20 protein-coding genes, 1 tRNA gene and 1 pseudogene are annotated in these 20,062 nt (G+C 66.3%); 9 read left to right on the top strand and 13 right to left on the bottom strand.

Annotation, left to right across the window (positions count from 1 at the left end):
• The first annotated feature begins 145 nt into the window (after positions 1 to 145).
• The gene (locus U1701_RS06220; RefSeq protein WP_332781677.1) at positions 146 to 2,284 is read left to right on the top strand and encodes a catalase; all 2,139 of its coding nucleotides are present in this window, start codon (positions 146 to 148) and stop codon (positions 2,282 to 2,284) included.
• A pseudogene (locus tag U1701_RS18690) lies at positions 2,281 to 2,718 on the top strand (glycosyltransferase family 2 protein); the annotation flags it as partial. The gene U1701_RS06220 and the pseudogene U1701_RS18690, both read left to right, overlap by 4 nt.
• A 498-nt stretch (positions 2,719 to 3,216) precedes the next feature.
• On the opposite strand, the gene U1701_RS06230 reads toward U1701_RS18690, so the two are convergent.
• The 4 genes from U1701_RS06230 to U1701_RS06245 form a co-directional block, all read right to left on the bottom strand.
• Entirely contained in the window at positions 3,217 to 3,795 is a 579-nt protein-coding gene (locus tag U1701_RS06230) for a class I SAM-dependent DNA methyltransferase (RefSeq protein ID WP_332781678.1), read from the bottom strand.
• The gene (locus U1701_RS06235) at positions 3,785 to 4,534 is read right to left on the bottom strand and encodes a PIG-L deacetylase family protein (protein ID WP_332781679.1); all 750 of its coding nucleotides are present in this window, start codon (positions 4,532 to 4,534) and stop codon (positions 3,785 to 3,787) included. Before U1701_RS06235 ends, U1701_RS06230 begins: the two co-directional genes overlap by 11 nt.
• Positions 4,528 to 5,538 (bottom strand): acyl-CoA dehydrogenase family protein, encoded by a 1,011-nt coding sequence (locus U1701_RS06240; protein WP_332781680.1) that lies wholly within the window; start codon positions 5,536 to 5,538, stop codon positions 4,528 to 4,530. Before U1701_RS06240 ends, U1701_RS06235 begins: the two co-directional genes overlap by 7 nt.
• Positions 5,539 to 5,737: 199 nt before the next feature.
• The gene (locus tag U1701_RS06245) at positions 5,738 to 6,007 is read right to left on the bottom strand and encodes a hypothetical protein (RefSeq protein ID WP_332781681.1); all 270 of its coding nucleotides are present in this window, start codon (positions 6,005 to 6,007) and stop codon (positions 5,738 to 5,740) included.
• Positions 6,008 to 6,084: 77 nt separating this feature from the next.
• Here U1701_RS06245 and U1701_RS06250 point away from each other — a divergent pair.
• Positions 6,085 to 6,174, top strand: a tRNA-Ser gene (locus tag U1701_RS06250).
• Positions 6,175 to 6,197: 23 nt separating this feature from the next.
• Here U1701_RS06250 and U1701_RS06255 read toward each other — a convergent pair.
• Positions 6,198 to 6,386: a hypothetical protein gene (locus tag U1701_RS06255; protein ID WP_332781682.1), complete on the bottom strand. Its 189-nt coding sequence runs from the start codon at positions 6,384 to 6,386 to the stop codon at positions 6,198 to 6,200.
• Positions 6,387 to 6,503: 117 nt separating this feature from the next.
• Here U1701_RS06255 and U1701_RS06260 point away from each other — a divergent pair, with 117 nt between their 5' ends.
• From U1701_RS06260 to U1701_RS06280, 5 genes are read left to right on the top strand one after another with little or no spacing between them, the layout of a single operon-like run.
• A complete protein-coding gene (locus tag U1701_RS06260; RefSeq protein WP_332781683.1) occupies positions 6,504 to 7,445 on the top strand; it encodes an ATP-grasp domain-containing protein in 942 nt (313 codons plus the stop codon).
• Positions 7,445 to 8,461, top strand: coding sequence for an LLM class flavin-dependent oxidoreductase (locus U1701_RS06265; protein WP_332781684.1), 1,017 nt, complete (start codon positions 7,445 to 7,447; stop codon positions 8,459 to 8,461). Before U1701_RS06260 ends, U1701_RS06265 begins: the two co-directional genes overlap by 1 nt.
• On the top strand, positions 8,458 to 9,192 hold the full coding sequence (locus U1701_RS06270; protein ID WP_332781685.1) for a methionine ABC transporter ATP-binding protein: 735 nt from the start codon (positions 8,458 to 8,460) through the stop codon (positions 9,190 to 9,192). Before U1701_RS06265 ends, U1701_RS06270 begins: the two co-directional genes overlap by 4 nt.
• Positions 9,189 to 9,854 carry a methionine ABC transporter permease gene (locus tag U1701_RS06275; protein WP_332781686.1) on the top strand — a complete coding sequence of 222 codons (666 nt, stop codon included), beginning with the start codon at positions 9,189 to 9,191 and terminating at the stop codon, positions 9,852 to 9,854. Before U1701_RS06270 ends, U1701_RS06275 begins: the two co-directional genes overlap by 4 nt.
• 8 nt (positions 9,855 to 9,862) lie before the next feature.
• Positions 9,863 to 10,657: a MetQ/NlpA family ABC transporter substrate-binding protein gene (locus tag U1701_RS06280; RefSeq protein ID WP_332781687.1), complete on the top strand. Its 795-nt coding sequence runs from the start codon at positions 9,863 to 9,865 to the stop codon at positions 10,655 to 10,657.
• Positions 10,658 to 10,759: 102 nt separating this feature from the next.
• On the opposite strand, the gene U1701_RS06285 is transcribed toward U1701_RS06280, so the two are convergent.
• From U1701_RS06285 to U1701_RS06310, 6 genes are all read right to left on the bottom strand, one after another.
• On the bottom strand, positions 10,760 to 11,794 hold the full coding sequence (locus U1701_RS06285) for a sulfate/molybdate ABC transporter ATP-binding protein (protein ID WP_332781688.1): 1,035 nt from the start codon (positions 11,792 to 11,794) through the stop codon (positions 10,760 to 10,762).
• Positions 11,791 to 12,633, bottom strand: coding sequence for a sulfate ABC transporter permease subunit CysW (cysW, locus tag U1701_RS06290; RefSeq protein ID WP_332781689.1), 843 nt, complete (start codon positions 12,631 to 12,633; stop codon positions 11,791 to 11,793). Before cysW ends, U1701_RS06285 begins: the two co-directional genes overlap by 4 nt.
• Positions 12,630 to 13,481 (bottom strand): sulfate ABC transporter permease subunit CysT, encoded by an 852-nt coding sequence (cysT, locus tag U1701_RS06295; protein WP_332781690.1) that lies wholly within the window; start codon positions 13,479 to 13,481, stop codon positions 12,630 to 12,632. Before cysT ends, cysW begins: the two co-directional genes overlap by 4 nt.
• Before the next feature lie 3 nt (positions 13,482 to 13,484).
• The gene (locus tag U1701_RS06300; protein WP_332781691.1) at positions 13,485 to 14,522 is read right to left on the bottom strand and encodes a sulfate ABC transporter substrate-binding protein; all 1,038 of its coding nucleotides are present in this window, start codon (positions 14,520 to 14,522) and stop codon (positions 13,485 to 13,487) included.
• A 113-nt stretch (positions 14,523 to 14,635) separates the two neighbouring features.
• Positions 14,636 to 15,166, bottom strand: coding sequence for a gamma carbonic anhydrase family protein (locus tag U1701_RS06305; RefSeq protein WP_332781692.1), 531 nt, complete (start codon positions 15,164 to 15,166; stop codon positions 14,636 to 14,638).
• Complete coding sequence (locus U1701_RS06310) at positions 15,166 to 17,271, bottom strand: malate synthase G (RefSeq protein ID WP_332781693.1); 2,106 nt, start codon at positions 17,269 to 17,271, stop codon at positions 15,166 to 15,168. The genes U1701_RS06305 and U1701_RS06310 overlap by 1 nt, the downstream gene beginning before the upstream one ends.
• Before the next feature lie 125 nt (positions 17,272 to 17,396).
• On the opposite strand from U1701_RS06310, the gene pncB reads away from it, so the two are divergent.
• Entirely contained in the window at positions 17,397 to 18,701 is a 1,305-nt protein-coding gene (pncB, locus tag U1701_RS06315; RefSeq protein ID WP_332781694.1) for a nicotinate phosphoribosyltransferase, read from the top strand.
• An 11-nt stretch (positions 18,702 to 18,712) separates the two neighbouring features.
• On the opposite strand, the gene U1701_RS06320 is transcribed toward pncB, so the two are convergent.
• Together U1701_RS06320 and U1701_RS06325 are read right to left on the bottom strand one after the other, a co-directional pair.
• Positions 18,713 to 18,976 carry a DksA/TraR family C4-type zinc finger protein gene (locus U1701_RS06320; RefSeq protein ID WP_332781695.1) on the bottom strand — a complete coding sequence of 88 codons (264 nt, stop codon included), beginning with the start codon at positions 18,974 to 18,976 and terminating at the stop codon, positions 18,713 to 18,715.
• 32 nt (positions 18,977 to 19,008) lie between these two features.
• Entirely contained in the window at positions 19,009 to 20,001 is a 993-nt protein-coding gene (locus U1701_RS06325; protein WP_332781696.1) for an alpha/beta fold hydrolase, read from the bottom strand.
• Positions 20,002 to 20,062 lie beyond the last annotated feature (61 nt).

Below are 20,062 nucleotides of genomic sequence, written 5' to 3' on the forward strand. Positions count from 1 at the left end.
GCTCCTCAACGCACCCCGGGCGCGGTTGCTCCGCCGCCGGCGCGCCAGCAATCTGCGTTAAACAATCAGGCTGATGTCGATCAGTACGTGCAACTTGCTGACATCGCCAGGCTTTGGACGTTCGACACCGTTACGGGGAATTTCCATGACCGACAGCACGACCAAGCCGGACGCAACTGCGCCCGAGCCGACCTTCGACACTGAGGTCGGCAATGGCGGCGAGCTTCACCAGATCGCGCGGGACGGCGGCGACGTCCTGACCACGCAGCAGGGCGTGCCGATCGCGGACGACCAGAACACGCTCAAGGTCGGCGACCGTGGTCCGCACCTGCTCGACGATTTCCACTTCCGCGAGAAGATCTTCCACTTCGATCACGAGCGTATCCCCGAGCGTGTCGTCCACGCCCGCGGCTATGGCGCGCACGGCACGTTTACGCTCAAGGAAAGCCTGGCGGACGTCACCGTTGCCAAGGTCCTCAGCGATGTCGGTGTCGACACGCCCATGTTCGTCCGCTTCTCGACGGTGGCGGGCAACAAGGGTTCGGCCGATCTGGCGCGAGACGTCCGCGGGTTTGCAGCAAAATTCTATACCCCCGAAGGCAATTGGGACATCGTCGGCAACAACATCCCGGTGTTCTTCATCCAGGACGCGATCAAGTTCCCCGATCTGGTGCACGCCGCGAAGCAGGAACCCGACCGTGGCTTCCCTCAGGCACAAACCGCGCACGATAATTTCTGGGATTTCATCAGCCTGACGCCGGAATCGATGCACATGATCATGTGGATCATGTCGGATCGGACGATCCCACGCGGCTTCCGCTTCATCGAGGGGTTCGGCGTCCACACCTTCCGGCTGGTCAACGCCGAGGGCAAGGGGACCTACGTCAAGTTCCACTTCAAGCCGAAGCTCGGCATGCAGTCGGTGCTGTGGAACGAGGCGGTCAAGCTCAACGGCGCCGATCCCGATTTCCATCGACGCGACCTGTGGAACGCGATCGACCAGGGTGACTTCCCCGAATGGGATCTGGGCGTCCAGCTGTTCGACGACGACTTCGCCGACAGCTTCGAATTCGACGTGCTCGACGCAACCAAGATCATCCCCGAGGAGCAGATTCCGGTCCGCATCATCGGCAGCTTCAAGCTCGATCGCCTCGTCGACAATTTCTTCGCCGAGACCGAGCAGGTCGCGTTTTGCACGCAGAACGTCGTACCGGGCATCGGCTTCACCAACGATCCGCTGCTGCAGGGCCGCAACTTCTCGTATCTCGATACGCAGTTGAAGCGCCTCGGCGGGCCGAACTTCACGCATATCCCGGTCAATGCGCCGAAGGTTCCGGTGAACAACTATCAGCAGGACGGCCACATGGCGATGCGCAACCCCAAGGGTCGCGTGAACTATGAACCCAATAGCTGGGGCGGCCCGCGCGAGAGCCCGACCCGCGGCTACAAGCACTTCCCGGCGCAGGAAACCGGCCGCAAGGCGCAGGTCCGTTCGGCGACCTTCGCCGACCATTACAGCCAGGCGCGCCAGTTCTTCATCAGCCAGGCCGAGATCGAGAAGAAGCATATCGGCGATGCGCTGACGTTCGAGCTGTCGAAGGTGGTCCGTGTCGACATCCGCGAAACGATGGTCGGTCACCTGCGCAATATCGACGAGGATCTGGCGAAGACGGTCGCCACCGGCCTTGGCCTGACCGCGATGCCCCCCGCCGCCAAGGCTGCGGTGGAAACGCGCCAGGATCTGCCGGCGTCCGATGCGCTCAGCATCGTCAAGAACGCGAAGGGCAGCTTCAAGGGCCGCAAGCTTGGCATCCTCGTGACCGACGGTGCATCGGCCAAGACGGTCAACGCGCTGGTCGATGCCGTCAATGCGGCGGGTGCGGTGCATGAGATCATCGCGCCGAAGGTCGGCGGGGCCAAGCTAGACGATGGTATGCTATTGCCGGCGGACCAGAAGGTCGATGGTGGTCCTTCGATCCTCTACGACGCTGTGGCGATCGTCGTGTCTGCCGACGGTGCAAAGATGCTGTCGAAGGACAAGACTGCGAAGGACTTCGTTAACGATGCCTTCGCGCATCTGAAGTTCATCGGCTATACCGCGGAGGCGAAGCCGTTCCTCGAAAAGGCCGGCATCGCCGACGAGGATATGGACGAGGGCGTGATCGCGCTCACGTCTGGCGACGCCAAGGCCTTCCTCGACACCTGCGGCCAGATGCGGCTGTGGGAGCGTGAGCTGGATGTCGATCTGGACGCCGCGGCGTTCCTGGCGCCCGACGCCGCTTGATTGGAAGCTGCGTACCAACAACCCGACCGCCCGGTTCATCCCGGGCGGTTGCGGTTGCGATACCGGTCAAGAACGAGGCCACCCATCTCGCCGGCTGTCTCGACGCGATCGACGTGGCGGCCGGGCGATACGCCGGGCGCGTGACGATCGTTGCATTGGCAAACGACTGTCATGACGACAGCCTTGCCATCCTCCGCGCCTGGCGTCCCCGCCACGCTATATCCGTATGGCGCGCGATATCGATGCTCCCCGGCGCTCGCCACGCCGGCTTCGCGCGACGCTTGGCACTCGACGCGGCATCCGACCTACTGGGCGCCGATCACGACCTGTTGTTGTCGACCGATGCGGACACCTATGTCGCGCCGGACTGGATCGAACGGACCGCCGCGCATCTCGATGCGGGGGCCGATGCCGTTGCAGGCCGCGCTTTCACGCTTCGTGACGACCGTGCCGCGCTCGGCGCGGACGCGCGTCATAGATTGAACCAGCTCGGTCGCTACTTCACCGCGCTCGATTATCTGCGTGCGGCGACCGAACCGGTTCCGCACGATCCCTGGCCGCGCCATTTCTACGAAGGCGGTGCGAGCATTGCGCTGTCGCTCGGTCTGTATCGGCAGATCGGTGGCGCGCCCACACCGGTCGTAGGCGAGGACCGCGCGTTATTTGACCGGATCCGCGCCGCTGGCGCGTGCGTGCGTCACCCGCTCGACGTCCGTGTGTTCACCTCTTGTCGGACGGCGGGTCGCGCCCGTGGCGGGATGGCCGACACCGTGGCGCGCTGGATCCAACAGCCGGCAGATGCGCCGTTGCACGAGGTATACCGGATGTCGGCAGCATTGTCGGCGAACGGCGCCCGACCCAGCGACCAGCTCAGTTTCCTGACTTTGCCGGCTGAGATCGCCGAAGCGCAAGGCTTGATCCGCGGAATCCGCTTAGGGCATCCGCCACAGATCGAGCCGGTACGCCTCGTGCCGGTCGCTGCGCTCGACCATGACGGGCTCCAGCGCGGCCAACAGTTCGGCAACGGCGTCGTCCGCGCCTTTGGGATAGTCCGTCTCGCCGGTCCAGTGGACGAGCAGCACCCGGCCGCCTGATCGCACCGCACCGCGCAAATACGCGCCCATCGCCAGTATGTCCGCACTGTCCCAGTAATAGACGACCTCCGACAACAGCACGAGATCGAACGTCCCGTCGGGTGCCTCCGCGGGCAGCCGGCGCTGCTCGATGGCGATCCCCGGCTGCTCGGCGCAGCGCGCGCGTGCCGCCGTGAGCGCGGTCGACGATACGTCGACCGCGAGCAACGCGTCGCAGCGCGCGCCGAGCTGCACGGTCAACACACCGTTCGCGCATCCGACCTCCAGAGCGCTTGCGAACCGGCCAAGTGGCAGGGCGGCGAGCGTCTCGCGATATTTCGCCGCCTCATACGGGCTCGTCTCGAAATCCCACGGGTCGCCCTGCTCCCGGTACAGCGTCTCGAAATAGTCGGACTCGATCGATCGTTCACGGCGCATGGCCAGCCTCCAGCAACAGGGTGATCGGTCGGTCCGCGAGCCGCAGCATCGCGCGCGGCAACCGGAAATTCTCGCGCGCGCCAACGATCCGGCCACCGAGCTGCGTGCGGTGGCAGCGGATCGCGCGATGCTGGCGCGGACGCCCCGCCGCTGTCGCCACCGATCGCGCCGCCAACCCGCGTACGCGCTCAGCGAGATCGGGCAGCGTCCATCCCCAAACGAGATAATAATAGAGGGACACGCGGCATCGCCGCGCGACCGCATGCGCCAGCGCCGCCGCCGCCTCATGGTCGCAATGCGGCTCGCCGCCCCAAGTGACCGCGATCCGCGTGACGCCACGCCGTCGGCACCATGCCGCCAACATTCTGACGCTGCGATCGAACGCGCGGTCCCCAGGCCCGCTCGGCGCGGCGTCGGACCAATCGAGATGCAACGGACTCGCCGCCCCGCGCAGCATGCGCAACGCCGCCCCGGCTTCCTGCGCGCGAACCCCGGCGATGCGACCCCCGCTCCAGCCCGGCGCATCGGGGTGCGATCCTGCGCCGTCGGTCAGGAACGCGGTATGCACCGTGCTGCCGGCTGCTGCGAGCGTGGCGATCAACGCGCCACAGCCCAGGCTTTCGTCGTCGGGATGCGGCGCCAGCACGAGCCACGCCCCGCCCCTTGCCCCCTCACGCACCGGCAACAGCCGCGCGCGGCGCAACAGCTGTCTCCACGCGCGATGCCCCGGTGCTACCACCAGCCATCCTCGCCCCAGTGATCCGCCTCCAGCCACGCTGCCGCGGCGCGGTCGCGGGCCTGGTCGGGCACCGGCTGACGCAGATACAGCCCCAGGTCGCGCGTGATCCGATCGATCCGGCTGCCGGCGAAGAACGAGGCGGTCCCGACGGTGCGCGCGGCCGTCTCCATCACCGCGAGCCCCGCCTCCTCGACGATCCCGCGGGTCATCAGCACCAGCGGAATCGCGCCCTCCGCCTGGGTCTCGGCCGCGTGCGCCGCCTGCCGCACCCACAGCGCCGCGCTTCGTGTCGCCGAGACGCATGCTCCGAAGCGCAGCCGCTGAATCGGATCGTCGCCCTTGCCGCTCTCGATCAGATGCGCACGCAGATGCCGCACCAGTGCCTCGACCGCACCAAGCTGCACCGCGGTGAACCGCCACGCCCCCGCACTGAACCGCGGCTCGCGTTCGTAATCGCCCGGCGCCCCGATCCGCTCCGCGGCGCTGACCGGCAGGCCCGAAAAATCGAACGTGCCGCTCTGCGTGCCGCGCATCCCGCGCACCCGCCAGCCGCTGTTGTCCGCGCGCGCGGACTTTTCCGCGATGTCGACGAGGAAAAGCTGCTTCGCACCGTTGGCATCCCGCGCGGTCACCAGGATCCGATCGAGATACCCTGCCCCCGTCGCGAAGCTCTTGGCGCCTTCCAACGTCACGCTACCGTCGCCAGCCGTGTTCAGCGCGAGTCCTGGCGCCGGTTCGGTATTCCAGACCCCGTAGATGCACCCTGCAGACACGTCCGCGGCGAGCGTTTCGCGTTGGGCGGCATCGCCGTAGGTCTCCACCAACTGCACCGCGTTGACGTGCCCCTCGTACACGCGACCGAGGCTCAGATCAGCGCCGCCAACCGCGCGCAATACGTCGGTCAGCGCGTCGGTCCGCACCTCCATCCGCGTGAATGCCGCAGTCGCACCGACTGCGTGGAGCGCCGCGATCCTGTCCGCGGGAAAGCACTCGTCGCCATTCACCTGGTCCCACGCCGTGGCGAGGCGGCGTACATCAGCGACGACGGATACGCATGCAGAAAAGGGCAGAGCCTCAAACCTTCGGATCGTGGGTACGCGTAGGCGGACAACGCAGCGAAGCCGCGAGCGTTGCGTCCTCCGGTTTACGCAGGCAGGCAGCATTTTGCCGAACCCACAAGACGATAGCTGGGATAGCGCCCCCCTAGTCGTCGATCGCCTGTTCGGCGCCGGCCGCGGCGCGGGCATACATCGCGGCGGCCTCGCGCTCACGCGGCGACTTGAATGCGACCCGCGGGTCCGGTGCATGACCGAACGCATGCAGCAGCGCCCATAAGGCGAACCGCCGCCCCGCTTCGCGCTCCGTTCCAAACGCGACCGCCACGCGGTCTATGCCGACATCGACCGCATTCTGGTCGAGCGCCTCCAGGTCGGTAGTCCCGAAATAATGATACAGCAGCGCGTCGAGGTCCATTGCGTCCGCATGCCGGCAGAGCAACGCACTGGCAAGGTTGCGATCCGTCGCCCCGGCATCTAGACGATACGCCGCAGGGAAGAGTGTCCGAGTGGTTTAAGGAACCGGTCTTGAAAACCGGCGATGGTGCAAGCCATCCGTGGGTTCGAATCCCACCTCTTCCGCCAGCCTTACCCGCCGCGACCTTCGCTCAGGCGATGTTTTTCACCGCGACGCCGTTGGCGATATAGGCTTCGAGTTCGCATTCGATCGAATCGATGCAGTCGCTCAGTTTTGCGCCAAGCAAAGGATTGTCGCCCTCATCCGCGATCCGCAGCGCTTCCTCTATGAGGAAGACCATCGACCTCAGTCGGGCGACTCGTTGCGCTTCGCTGTGCATTTGGGGCCTGAACCTTTCAAGTATCCACGTACACCTGTTGGACGCCCTTTAGAAGCGGCAAACGTTCGAAGGCCGGCACGACAAACTAAACTTGGCAGAGGGCAAGGGTTGCGTGCCTTGGCAGACCAGCGTGCGGCGTGGCACGGCGCGCGGATGACCGATCTCACCCTTCTCTACGAACATCCTGCGTGGTTCGTGCCGCTGTTCGCCGCGCTCGACCGTCGCGGCGTCGACTATAGCCGCGCGACGCCGGCGGGCGACTGGAACCCCGCCGATCGCACCGCACCCGCACGCGTGGTGTTCAACCGGATCGCGATGTCGAGTTTCCTACGGTCCAGCGAGCATCCGATCTTTCACACCATGGCGCTGCTCGACCATTGGCAGCGCTTCGGCGCGCGCGTCGTGAACGGCGCGCATGTGCTCGCGATTGACGCGTCGAAGGCGCGGCAATTGTCGCTGATCGCCTCGCTTGGGCTCGCGATACCGGAAACCCGGGTGGTCCACCGCGCCGCCGATGTCGTCTCCGCCGCGGCCACGCTCGCCTTCCCACTGGTCGTGAAGGCGAATATCGGCGGATCGGGCGCCGGCATCGTCAAGTTCGACAGCCTCGACGAACTGCGCGCCGCGGTCGCCGATGGCGCATTGCCGACCAGCGTCGACGGCGTGTTGCTGGTGCAGGACTATGTCCCCGTCCGCGGCGGCGCGATCACCCGGATCGAGACGCTCGACCGTGCCTATCTCTATGCGATCGACGTCGCGGGCGGCGGCGCGTTCGATCTGTGCCCCGCCGACGCGTGCGTGGTTCCCGGGTCCGGCATCTCGATGGCGTCGGCCGAGCCCCCTGCCGATCTCCGCGACGCCGCCGAACGCATCGCGCGCGCGGTCGATCTCGACGTCGGCGGGGTCGAGGTCATGATCGACGACCGCGACGGCGTGGCGCGCTTCTACGACATCAACGCGCTGTCCAACTTCGTCGCGAAGCCGCTCGATGTCCTCGGCTGGGACCCGCACGACCGGCTCGTGGATTACCTGATCGACACCATCGAAAAGGCCCGCTGATGCGCTATGGATATTGGACCCCCGTCTTCGGCGGCTGGCTGCGCAACGTGCCCGACGAGGGGATGGAGGCGAGCTGGGCCTATACCGAGGCGCTGACGCAGAATGCCGAGCGCTGGGGCTACGACCTGACGCTCATCGCCGAACTGAACCTCAACGACATCAAGGGCGTCGAACAGCCCGCGCTCGACGCCTGGTCGACCGCCGCCGCGCTCGCCGCGGTGACGGACTCGGTCGAGCTGATGGTCGCGGTCCGCCCCAATTTCCACCACCCCGCTTTGTTCGCGAAGGCGGCGGCGAACATCGACCGCATTTCCGGCGGCCGTCTCGCGCTCAACGTCGTGTCGTCCTGGTGGGCGGACGAGGCGAAGCAATACGGCCTGCAGTTCGACCAGCACGACGATCGCTACGCGCGCACCGCCGAATGGCTGACCGTGGTCGACGGGCTTTGGACCGAGGAGCGGTTCAGCTTCGAGGGCAGTTTCTACACCACCGAGAACGCGATCTGCGCGCCGAAACCCGCGAAGCGCCCGACGGTCTATGCCGGCGGCGAGAGCGAGAAGGCCAAGACGATGATCGCCGCGCAGTGTGACGCCTATGTCATGCACGGAGACCCCGCGTCGGCAATCATACCCAAGATTGCCGACATGGCCGCACGCCGCGAGGCCGCAGGCGGTGCGCCGATGCAGTATGGCATGGCCGCCTATGCGATCGTCCGCGATAGCGAAGCCGAGGCGAAGCGCGAGCTCGAGCGCATCACGACGGTCGCCGAGCTGCCCGCCGGCTATGCCAATTTCGACCAGTGGCTGTCGGGTACGCAGCTCGAGCGCGAATTGAAGATCCAGGAATATTCGGTCTCGAACCGCGGTTTGCGCCCGAATCTTGTCGGCACGCCCGAGCAGCTGAAGGAGCGGGTGGAGGAATATGCGGCAGCGGGCGTCGACCTGCTGCTGTTGCAGATGAGCCCGCAGGCCGAAGAGATGGAGCGGTTCGCGGTACAGGTCATGGGTTCGGCATGATTCGCCTTGTCGAAGTCGAAAAATGGTACGTGGGTGCCAGCGCTGCGGCGCTGTCCGGCGTCTCGCTGGATGTCGCGCGTGGCGAGGTGTTCGGCGTGATCGGCCAGTCGGGCGCGGGCAAGTCGACGCTGATCCGCCTGATCAACGCGCTTGAACGCCCGACTGTTGGCCGCGTCGAGGTTGACGGCACCAATATCGCGAGCCTCGCACCCGCAGCGCTACGCGTGCTGCGGCGGCGGATCGGCATGATCTTCCAGAATTTCGGGTTGCTTTCGTCGCGCACCGTCGCCGCGAACGTCGCCTTCCCGCTGAAACTCGCCGACCTGCCGCGTGCCGAGCGCGATGCCAAAGTGGCCGGGCTGCTCGCGCGGGTCGGGCTTTCCGACCAAGCCGACAAATACCCCGCGCAGCTTTCGGGCGGGCAGAAACAGCGAGTCGGCATCGCGCGCGCGCTCGCAACCGATCCGGACGTGCTACTCTGCGATGAGGCGACCAGCGCGCTCGATCCGGAGACGACGCGGCAGGTGCTTGCGCTACTTCGCGACCTCAACCGGGACCTCGGCCTGACCATCGTCCTGATCACCCACGAAATGGAGGTCGTTCGCGCCGTGTGTGACCGCATGGCAGTGCTTGACCAGGGCCGCGTTGTCGAGACCGGCGCGGTCGCCGACATCTTCGCCGCCCCGGCGCACGGTGCGACACAGCGCATGCTCGCGGCGTTGGCGGCATGAGCGCGCTGTTCGCGAACGTCGACTGGCGCGATATCGGCCAGGCGTGTCTGGACACGCTGATCATGCTCGGCGGATCGCTCGTGCTGACGATCCTGGTCGGCCTGCCGCTCGGCGTGCTGCTGTATCTGACCGGCGAAGGCCGGCTGGGGGAGAGCCGGCTGGGCCACGGCGTGATCGGAACGGTCGTCAACATCCTGCGCTCGATCCCGTTCATCATGCTGCTGATCATCATGATCCCGCTGACCGTCACGCTGGTCGGCACCTCGCTGGGCGTCGCCGGCGCGATCCCGCCGCTCGTCGTCGGCGCCGCACCCTTCTATGCGCGCCTGGTCGAGGGATCGCTGAAGGAAGTCGACCGCACCACGATCGAGGCGGTGCAGGCCATGGGCGCGACCACGCGGCGCATCGTCACCGGCGCGCTGATCCCCGAGGCGCTGCCCGGGCTGATCGCGGGCGCGACCGTGACTGCGGTCGCGCTGGTCTCGTTCACCGCGATGGCGGGGGTGGTGGGTGCCGGGGGCCTCGGCGATCTCGCGATCCGCTTCGGCTATCAGCGGTTCCAGACCGACGTGATGATCGTCACCGTCGTCCTGCTCGTCCTGCTCGTCCAAGCCATCCAGTTTGCCGGCGATGCCCTCGCCCGCCACTACACCAGACGCTAGGAAATCCGATGAACCGTCGTACCCTGATCGCCGCGCTGTCGCTGACCGCGCTCGCCGCCTGTTCGGGCGCCAAGACCGACGACGGCAAGACGCTGACCGTCGCCGCCACCGCGGTGCCGCACGCGGAGATCCTCGAATCGGTCAAGCCGACGCTGGCCAGGGAGGGCGTCGATCTGCAGATTCGCGTCTTCAACGATTACGTCCAGCCCAACCTGCAGGTCGAGCAGAAGCAGATCGACGTCAGCTATTTCGAGACCAAGCCGTATCTCGACGAGTTCAACGCCGCGCGCGGAACGCATCTCGTTCCCTATGCCGGTATTCATGTCGAGCCGCTCGGCGCCTATTCGCGCAAGTGGAAGAGCATCGCCGCGATCCCGCAGGGTGCGACGGTCGCGATCCCCAACGAGCCGAGCAACGGTGGCCGCGCGTTGCTGCTGCTGCAGAAGGCCGGGTTGATTCGGCTGAAGGTACCGACCAACCCGTTGTCGACGCTGCGCGATATCATCGCCAACCCCAAGGGCCTGAAGTTCCGCGAACTGGAGGGCGCTACCCTGCCGCGCACGCTCGGCGAGGTCGATCTCGCGCTGATCAACACCAACTACGCGCTCGACGCGAAGCTCAACCCGGTTCGCGACGCGCTGGTGATAGAAGATGCGAACAGCCCGTACGTCAATTTCGTCGTGGGCCTGCCCGGCGGCGAGAAAGACCCGCGCGTAGTGAAACTGATCGCGGCGCTCCGTAGCCCGGCGACCAAGGCATTCATCGAAAAGACCTACAAGGGCGCGGTGCTGCCGGCGTTCTAAAAAATCGTCATTCCAAACACTCGTCACCCCGGGCTTGACCCGGGGTCCCGCTACTCCGCCCCAGAAGCGGGACCCCGGGTCAAGCCCGGGGTGACGGGGAGGCTAGGCCGCGTATACCCGCGATGCCGTCACCCGCACCCCGGCTACATCCCCCGCCCGCGGTACCGGCCCCTCGCGCAAGTCGATCTCCACCGGCCGCGGGTCATCGCGCGTCGTCGCCTCGACCCGCCAACCCCCGCCGCGCGGCCGCATCGCGTCGATCCGCACCGCGAGCGTGCCTTCGGCCGCATCCACGATCTCACCCTGATGCGGCCGGAAATGCAGCTCCCCCGCCCCCTCGATCGCATCGGCTTCCACAGCGATTGGCGTGCCGGCATAAGACACCCGCCCGCCCGCCACCGTCACCGGCAGGCAGTTCGTCTCCCCGACGAACTGCGACACGAACGCCGTCGCCGGCGAATCATAGACTTCAGCCGGCGTGCCGACCTGTTCGATTTTGCCCTGGCTCATCACCACGACACGGTCGGCCAGCTCCAGCGCCTCCTCCTGGTCGTGCGTCACGAACACCGACGTCAGCCCCATCTTCTCGTGCAGATGCCGCAACCACCGCCGCAGATCCTTCCGTACCTGCGCGTCGAGCGCGCCGAACGGCTCGTCGAGCAACAGCAATTGCGGCTCGACCGCCAGCGCGCGCGCCAGCGCCACGCGCTGCCGCTGGCCACCTGACAGCTGCGCCGGGTAGCGCTTGCCGATCTCCGGCAGCTGGATCAGGTCGAGCAACTCCGCCACCCGCTGCGCGATATCGGCCTTGCCCGGCCGGTCGCGGCGTTTGCGCACCGTGAGGCCGAACGCGATATTGTCCGCGACCGTCATGTGGCGGAACAGCGCGTAGTTCTGGAACACGAACCCGATCCGGCGCTCGGCGGCCGGCGTATCGGTCATGTCGGCGCCATCGAACAACACGCGCCCGGCATCGGGGAAGTCGAGCCCGGCGATCATCCGCAACAACGTCGTCTTGCCCGACCCCGACGGCCCGAGCAGCGCGAGAAACTCCTTCGGGCGCGCCTCGAGGCTGACGCCGTTCAGCGCGGCGAAGCCCGAAAAGCGCTTCGACAGATGTTCGACGACGATACTCAATGCGCGCTCCTGGCGTGATGGTGGCCGAAGCGCCATTCGAGCACGCTCTTCAGCACTAGCGTGACCAGCGCAAGCGACGCGAGCAGCGAGGCGACCGCAAAGGCCCCGACGAAATCATATTCATTGTAGAGGATCTCGACATGCAGCGGCATCGTATTGGTGAGCCCGCGGATATGCCCCGACACCACCGATACCGCGCCGAATTCCCCCATCGCGCGGGCGTTGCAAAGCAGCACGCCGTACAGCAGCCCCCAGCGGATATTGGGCAGCGTCACGCGCCGGAACGCCTGCCACCCCGACGCGCCGAGCGACACCGCCGCTTCCTCGTCATCGCGGCCTTGCTCCATCATCAGCGGGATCAGCTCGCGCGCGACGAACGGGAAGGTCACGAACACCGTCGCCAGCACGATCCCCGGCACCGCGAAGATGATCCGCACATCATGTTCGATCAGCCACGGCCCGAACCACCCCTGCGCGCCGAACAGCAATACGAAGATGAGGCCCGAGACCACCGGCGACACCGAGAATGGCAAGTCGATCAATGAGATCAGCAAGCTCTTGCCGCGGAAATCGAACTTGGTGATCGCCCAGGAGGCGATCACGCCAAACACGCAGTTGAGCGGCACCGATATTGCCGCGACCAGCAACGTCAGCCGGATCGCCGCCAGCGCGTCGGGCTGGACGATCGCCTCGACGAACGCGCTCCAGCCCTTTGAAAAAGCCTGTGCGAACACCACCACGAGCGGCAGCACCAGGAACATCGCCAGGAACACCAGACCGACGCCGATCAGCAGCCGCCGGATGAACGCGCCCTCGCTGGTCGCGGACCGGCGGCTCATCGCGTACCCCGCTTGGCGCGCCACGCCTGCAACAGATTGACCAGCAACAGCATCGAGAAGGACGCGACCAGCATTACGCACGCGATCGCGGTCGCGCCCTGATAGTCGAACTGTTCCAACTGGGTGGCGATCAGCAACGGCGCGATCTCCGAGCGATACGGCATATTGCCCGAGATGAAGATGACCGACCCGTATTCGCCGACCCCGCGCGCGAAGGCGAGCGCGAACCCGGTCAGCAGCGCAGGCGCGATCGCCGGGAAGATGACGCGCGCGAACGTCTGCCACCGCGTCGCGCCGAGCGTCGCGGCCGCCTCCTCCACGTCACCGCCCAGATCGGCAAGCACCGGCTGCACCGTGCGGACGATGAACGGCAGCCCGATGAACACCAGCGCCACGACCACGCCGAGCGGCGTGTAGGCGACCTTGACCCCCAGCGGTTCGAGCAACGACCCGATCCAGCCGTTGCTCGAATAGAGCGACACGAGCGCGATGCCCGCGACCGCGGTCGGCAGCGCGAACGGCAGGTCGACCACCGCGTCGACCAGCCGCTTGCCCGGAAATTCGTACCGCGCGAGGATCCAGGCGATCAGCAACCCGAACACCGCGTTGATCGCCGCGGCCGCGAACGCGGCGCCAAAGCTCAGCCGGTATGCCGCCAGCGCGCGCGGCGAGAGCCCGACGGCGACGAACCCGTCCCAGCCCAGCCCCGCGGTCCGCAGGAAAATCGTCGTCAGCGGGATCAGCACGATCAGCCCCAGCCAGGCGAGCGTGATTCCGAAGGTCAGCCCGAACCCCGGGATCACCGACGCCCGACGCCATCCAGCCGCGGGCGCGGTCTCAGCCACCATGGATCAGCGCTTCGGCCCGGAGTAGATCGTATCGAACACGCCTCCATCGGCGAAGAACCGCGTCTGCGCCGCGTCCCATCCGCCGAAATCGCGGATCGTCAGCGTTTCGACCTTGGGGAACACGCTCGCATAGCGCGCCAGCACCGCCGCATCGCGCGGCCGGTAGTAATTCTTCGCGGCGATGTCTTGCCCCTTGGGCGTATACAAGAAGCGCAGATACGCCTCGGCGACCTTCTCGGTCCCGTGCTTCTTGGCGTTCGCATCGACCACCGCGACTGAGGGCTCGGCGAGCACCGAGATCGACGGCACAACGATGTCGAACTTGCCCTTGCCGAGCTCCTTCTCCGACAGCAGCGCTTCATTCTCCCACGCGATCAGCACGTCGCCCAGGCCGCGCTCGACGAACGTCGTCGTCGCGCCGCGTGCGCCCGAATCGAGCACCGGGACGTGGCCGAAAAGCTTGGCCACATAGGCCTGCGCCGCCGCATCGGAGCCGCCGCCGGCGCGCTTGCCGTAACCCCAGGCAGCGAGGAAATTCCACCGCGCGCCGCCGCTGGTCTTGGGGTTGGGGGTGATGACCTGGACGCCGGGCTTCACCAGATCGCCCCAGTCGCGGATGCCCTTCGGATTGCCCTTACGCACCAGCAACACGATCGTCGACGTATAGGGCGCGCTGTTGTCGGGCAGTCGCGTCTCCCAATTGGCCGGCAGCAGCTTGGCTCGTTTGGCGATCGCGTCGACGTCATAGGCCAGCGCCAGCGTCACCACGTCGGCACCGAGCCCGTCGATCACCGCGCGCGATTGCTTGCCCGAACCGCCATGGCTCATCTGGAAGCTCACCGCCTGCCCGGTCCGCTTCCGCCAGTCGGCCGCGAAGGCAGCGTTGACCTGTTTATACAGTTCGCGCGTCGGGTCGTAGGAGACGTTGAGCAGCTGGACGGTGCCCTTCCCGTCCTTGCCCCCGCCGGACGGCGACGAACAGCCCGACACCATGACGCCAAGCGCCAGCGCCAGTCCCGCCGTCCGAATTCCATAGCCCATGCGCGTACTCCCTTTGCTCCAAGAGCATATTCCCAGCGGCGATATAGGGAATATCGCCAATGATGAAGCGAACGAAAGATCAGCTTTGTTGCGCGGGGTTTTGCGCCGCTCGATCAATCGACGCGTTTCAGGTCCGTCGCATAGGCGGCGCCGCGCGCGCGGTAGGCCGCAGCCGACCGTTTCAGCGCCCCGATCTGCTCCGGCGTCAGCGTGCGGACGGCCTTGGCCGGCACGCCGACGATCAGGCTCGCCGCCGGAAACGTCTTGCCCTCCGTGACCAGCGCGCCCGCGCCGACCAGGCTGTCCGCACTGATCACCGCGTCGTTGAGCACGGTCGCGCCCATCCCGATCAGCACGTTATTGCCGATCGTACAGCCGTGCAGGATCGCGTGATGCCCGATCGTCACGCCTTCGCCGATCGTGAGCGGGCTGCCGGGATCCGAATGCAGCATCGCGCCCTCCTGGACGTTCGTACCTGCGCCCACCAGGATCGGCGTGTTATCCGCGCGGATCACCGCGCCGAACCAGACGCTCACTCCCTCGCCCAACCGCGAGTCGCCGATCACGTCGGCCGATGGCGCGATCCATGCAGATCGGTCTGTCGGCAGGGTCGGACGCTGGCCACCGATTTCGTACAGCGGCATCAGCGCCGCTCTGCCTTCACGCGCTGACGGAAGCGGTGGAGCAGCGGCTCGGTATAGCCGTTGGGCTGGTCGACCCCTTCGAACACCAGCGCGCGGGCGGCCCGGAACGCCAGGCTGGTATCCGCATGCCCCGTCATCGGCCGATAGAGCGGATCGTTGGCATTCTGCGCGTCGACCTTGGCCGCCATCCGCAGCAACGCGGCATCGACCTCGTCCGCCGTGCAGACGCCGTGCAGCAGCCAGTTCGCCAGATGCTGCGATGAGATACGTAGGGTCGCGCGATCCTCCATCAGCCCGATATCGTGGATGTCGGGCACCTTCGAACAGCCCACGCCCTGATCGACCCAGCGCACGACATAGCCGAGGATCCCTTGCGCGTTATTGTCGAGTTCCTCGCGGATTTCGTCTGGTGACCAGTTGCGCCCGTGCGACAGCGGGATCGTCAGCAGCCGATCAAGCGACGCAACCGGCTCCGCGCCTCGCTCGGCCTGCCGCGCGAATACGTCGACGTCGTGATAATGCGTCGCGTGCAGCGTAGCGGCGGTCGGCGACGGGACCCAGGCGGTGTTGGCGCCGGTGCGCGGATGGCCGACCTTCTGCGCCAGCATGTCCGCCATCCGGTCGGGTGCCGCCCACATCCCCTTGCCGATCTGGGCGCGACCCGCCAGCCCGCAGGCGAGCCCGATCTGGACGTTGCGATCCTCGTACGCCGCGATCCAGTCCGACGTCTTCATGTCGCCCTTGCGCTGCATCGCGCCCGCCCGCATCGACGTGTGCATCTCGTCACCGGTGCGATCGAGGAAACCGGTGTTGATGAACACGATGCGGTCCTTCACCGCGTGGATGCAAGCCGCCAGATTGGCGGACGTCCGCCGCTCCTCGTCCATAACGCCGACCTTGATCGTGTGGCGTGCGAGGCCGAGCAGATCCTCGACTGCGTCGAATAGCGCGTTGGTGAACGCCGCTTCCTCGGGCCCGTGCATCTTGGGTTTGACGATGTAGATCGACCCGGCGCGGCTGTTGCGGATCGGCCCCGTCGCATTGAGGTCGTGGAGGGCAATCAGGCTCGTCACGATCCCGTCGAGAATGCCCTCGGGCGCCTCGCTGCCGTCGGGCAGAAGGACCGCCGGCGTCGTCATCAGATGGCCGACGTTGCGGACGAACAACAGGCTGCGTCCGGGAAGCCGGAGGTCGCCGCCATCTGCCCCCGTGAACACGCGGTCCGGGTTGAGCGATCGCGTCAGCGTTTCGCCGCCCTTCTGAAAGCTGGCCGACAGGTCCCCCTTCATCAGCCCGAGCCAGTTCGCATAGGCCGCGACCTTGTCCTCGGCGTCGACCGCAGCCACCGAGTCCTCGAGATCGACGATCGTCGACAGCGCCGATTCGAGCACGACATCGGCAATTCCGGCCGGGTCATCGCGGCCGATGGGATGTTCGGGGTCAATCACAAGTTCGATATGAAGGCCGTTGTGCTGGAACAGTAAATTGCTCCCTGATCGCCCGACCAACTGCGCTGGATCAGCGAGACCAGGGTCGCCGCCCGCAAAGTCCGTCCACGATCCGGTCGCCAACGGCACAGCGCGGTCCAGAAACGCCTTCGCCCAGGCGACGACGGCGCCCCCGCGGACCGGGTCATACCCCTTGCCCGCCGCTACGCCCGGGATCGCGTCGGTCCCGTACAAGGCATCGTACAGGCTGCCCCACCGCGCATTCGCCGCGTTCAGCACGAACCGCGCGTTCAGGATCGGCACCACCAGCTGCGGCCCCCCCAGCGTCGCGACCTCGGGATCGACGTTTGTCGATGTGATCGCGAACGGCGCTGGCTCGGGGACCAGATAGCCGATTTCGGTCAGGAACGCGCGATAGCCCGCAGGATCGATCACCGCACCGCCCTGTTCGTCATGCCATGCGTCGATCTGCGCCTGCATCGCGTCACGCACTGCCAGCAGTCGCGCATTCTCGGGGGCGAATCGCGCATAGACGTCGGCGACCCCCGACCAGAACGCAGGCGCGGCGATCCCCGCGCCCGGCAACGCCTCGCCCTCGATGAACCGGACGAGTTCGGGTGCAACGCTCAGGCCTGCCTTGTCGATCATGTCGGTCATGGATCATCGCTCTGCTGTGGATCGCCCCCGATAGCGCATGTCGCAGCCAGACAGTAGAGCGTCGGTTTGGGCGCTCCGGCGATAATCCGCTGGCCAGACCACGCGGCGATTGGGCATGCAGCATCATGGCTTTCACCGACATCGCGACGCGGACCTACAATCACGGCTGGCGGCTCGATCCCGTCATCCGCAGCCTGCTCGATACCGATTTCTACAAGCTCCTGATGCTGCAGATGATCCGGCGGCTGCACCCGGACACGCAGGTCAGCTTCGCGCTCATCAACCGATCGCGCGGCATCCGGCTCGCCGATACGATCGACGAAGGCGAACTGCGCGCGCAGCTGGATCACGCGCGCACGCTGCGCTTCGCCAAGAAGGAGCTGATCTGGCTCGCGGGCAACAGCTTCTACGGCGAGGCCCGGATGTTCGCGCCAGACTTCCTCGCCTGGCTCGCCGATTTCCAGCTCCCGCCCTATGAGCTTCGCACGGTCGATGGCCAGTTCGAGCTGCATTTCGACGGCCCTTGGACGCACACCACGATGTGGGAGGTCCCCGCGCTCGCGATCGTCAACGAACTGCGCGCGCGCGCCGCGATGCGCAATCATGGCCGGTTCGCGCTCGACATCCTCTACGCGCGCGCCAAAGCCAAGCTATGGGACAAGGTCGAGCGCCTGCGCGAACTCCCCGACCTCGTCATTTCGGATTTCGGGACACGCCGACGCCACGGGTTCTTGTGGCAGCGCTGGTGCGTCGAGGCGCTCAAGGAAGGGCTAGGGGATCGCTTCAAAGGAACGTCCAACGTTCTGCTCGCGATGGACGCCGATCTCGAGGCGATCGGTACCAACGCGCACGAACTGCCGATGGTCGCCGCGGCGCTCAGTGACAGCGATGCCGACCTCGCCGATGCGCCGTATCGCGTGCTCGAGGAATGGCGTGCCTCCTATCACGGCAATCTGCTGATCGCGCTGCCCGACGCCTTCGGGACGACCTCGTTACTAGCGCGGGCGCCCGACTGGGTTGCAGACTGGACCGGCTTTCGCCCCGACAGCGCACCGCCGATCGCCGGCGGTGAGCAGATCATCCGGTGGTGGCAGGACAAGGGCCGCGACCCGCGTACCAAGCTGCTGATCTTCTCCGACGGCATGGATGTCGGATCGATCGAGGCGACCTATCGCCACTTCGACGGACGCGTGCGTACCAGCTTCGGCTGGGGGACGAACCTTACCAACGATTTCCGCGGCTGCGATCCCGAAGGCGGCGAAGCACTCGTGCCGATCTCTCTGGTTTGCAAGGTCGTGGCTGCGAACGGCCGGCCCGCGGTGAAGCTTTCGGACAACCCTGCCAAGGCCACCGGTGACCCTGGGGAAATCGCGCGGTATCTGCGCGTATTTGGCGACGGGGGTAGGGAGGTAAAGGCCGTTAGCGTCTGAGATTGCGGCGTTTACCGCAGCTGACTGTCTTTACTTCCCCGCCGATTGAAACCTGCGTTTCCCGGTCGTTGGTCGCGAGTCGACTGGCACACGACGCAGGTCCGCGCACCGGGAAGCGCCAGCCGTCGCGCCGGCGGGATCTCGTCGCCGCATTCCAGACAGTGCGTCTCTCCCTCGCCCGCCGGCATCCGTGCGCGCGCGCTCAGCACCGCATCCATGATCGTGTCGTCGATCTGGTCCTGGACCGCCCCATCCGGGGCCCAACCGCTTGCCATCTCCGCGTTCCGCCTATCGTTTTTGCTAGCTGTTATATGGTGTTGCGGCGTGTTTTTTCCAGATCGCGTTCGGTATGGCCATAGGCGAATGCAGCCCTCACGAAGCGGGCAGTGGCATCGGGCAGCGTGACCGGCAGCATATGCCCTCCCTCGATGGTTTCCATCTTGGCGCCGGGAACGATCGCTGCGGTGCGGTGGCCGTGCAGGCCAGGGTCGAGAATCGCATCCTGGCGCCCGAACAGGATGCTGGTAGGCACGCGCAGCTGGGCATAGCGCGGCACCATCTGTTTGAGGTCGGCATTCGCCCCGAACAGGTCGGCGGATGCTGCGGCGATCGCGCTGGGGCGTTGCGACAAGACGCCGCCGCCGCGAATACCGAAATCCTCCGGCGGCACCTCTGGCGCGAATACCGCGGCGAGCGATTGACGCGCGGTCAGTTTGCTCAGTGGCGTTCCGATCGTCTGCGCGAACACCATGCGCGCCGATTGCGGGACCATCGCCAGCCCACGGAAGCTGTCTGGCACGTTTCTCTGGATTTGCGTGAGCGGCGCGATCAGGGCGAGTCCGCGGACAAGCTCCGGGTGGTCGAGCGCCAGCGAGAGCGAGACCGCTCCGCCGAGCGAGTGGCCGACCAGAAGCGGGCGGTCGAGCTTCAATGCGACGATCAGTTCGGCGATCATCGCGGCCTGCGCGATCAATCCCGGTGTGGTGCCGACATCCGCCGTTGAATAGCCTGATCCAGGCCGGTCGACCACGATCACTCGGTGCGAGTCAATGAGATGATCGGGCAGCATGTAGCTGAAATTGCTCAATTGCCCGGCAAGTCCATGGATCATCACGATCGCCGGGCCGTTGCCCCTGTCGACGTAGTGCAACCGCCCACCGGTAACGCCGAGAAATTGGCCCTCCGCCGGGACCAGCGCCTCAGCGGCGCGCGCGACGCGGTTGGCGTAGAAGGCGAGGCCGAGCCCCGAGACGGTGGCCAGCATCGCGCCGCCGATCCATTTTTGTGCCGGTGGCGTCATATGATGTCGTTCCTGTCTGTCATGGTCGTTCAACGCACGACTCGTCATTCCGATCAGTTCC

It is taken from the genome of Sphingomonas rhamnosi, from assembly GCF_036663615.1.
In the GTDB taxonomy this organism is placed as follows: domain Bacteria; phylum Pseudomonadota; class Alphaproteobacteria; order Sphingomonadales; family Sphingomonadaceae; genus Sphingomonas.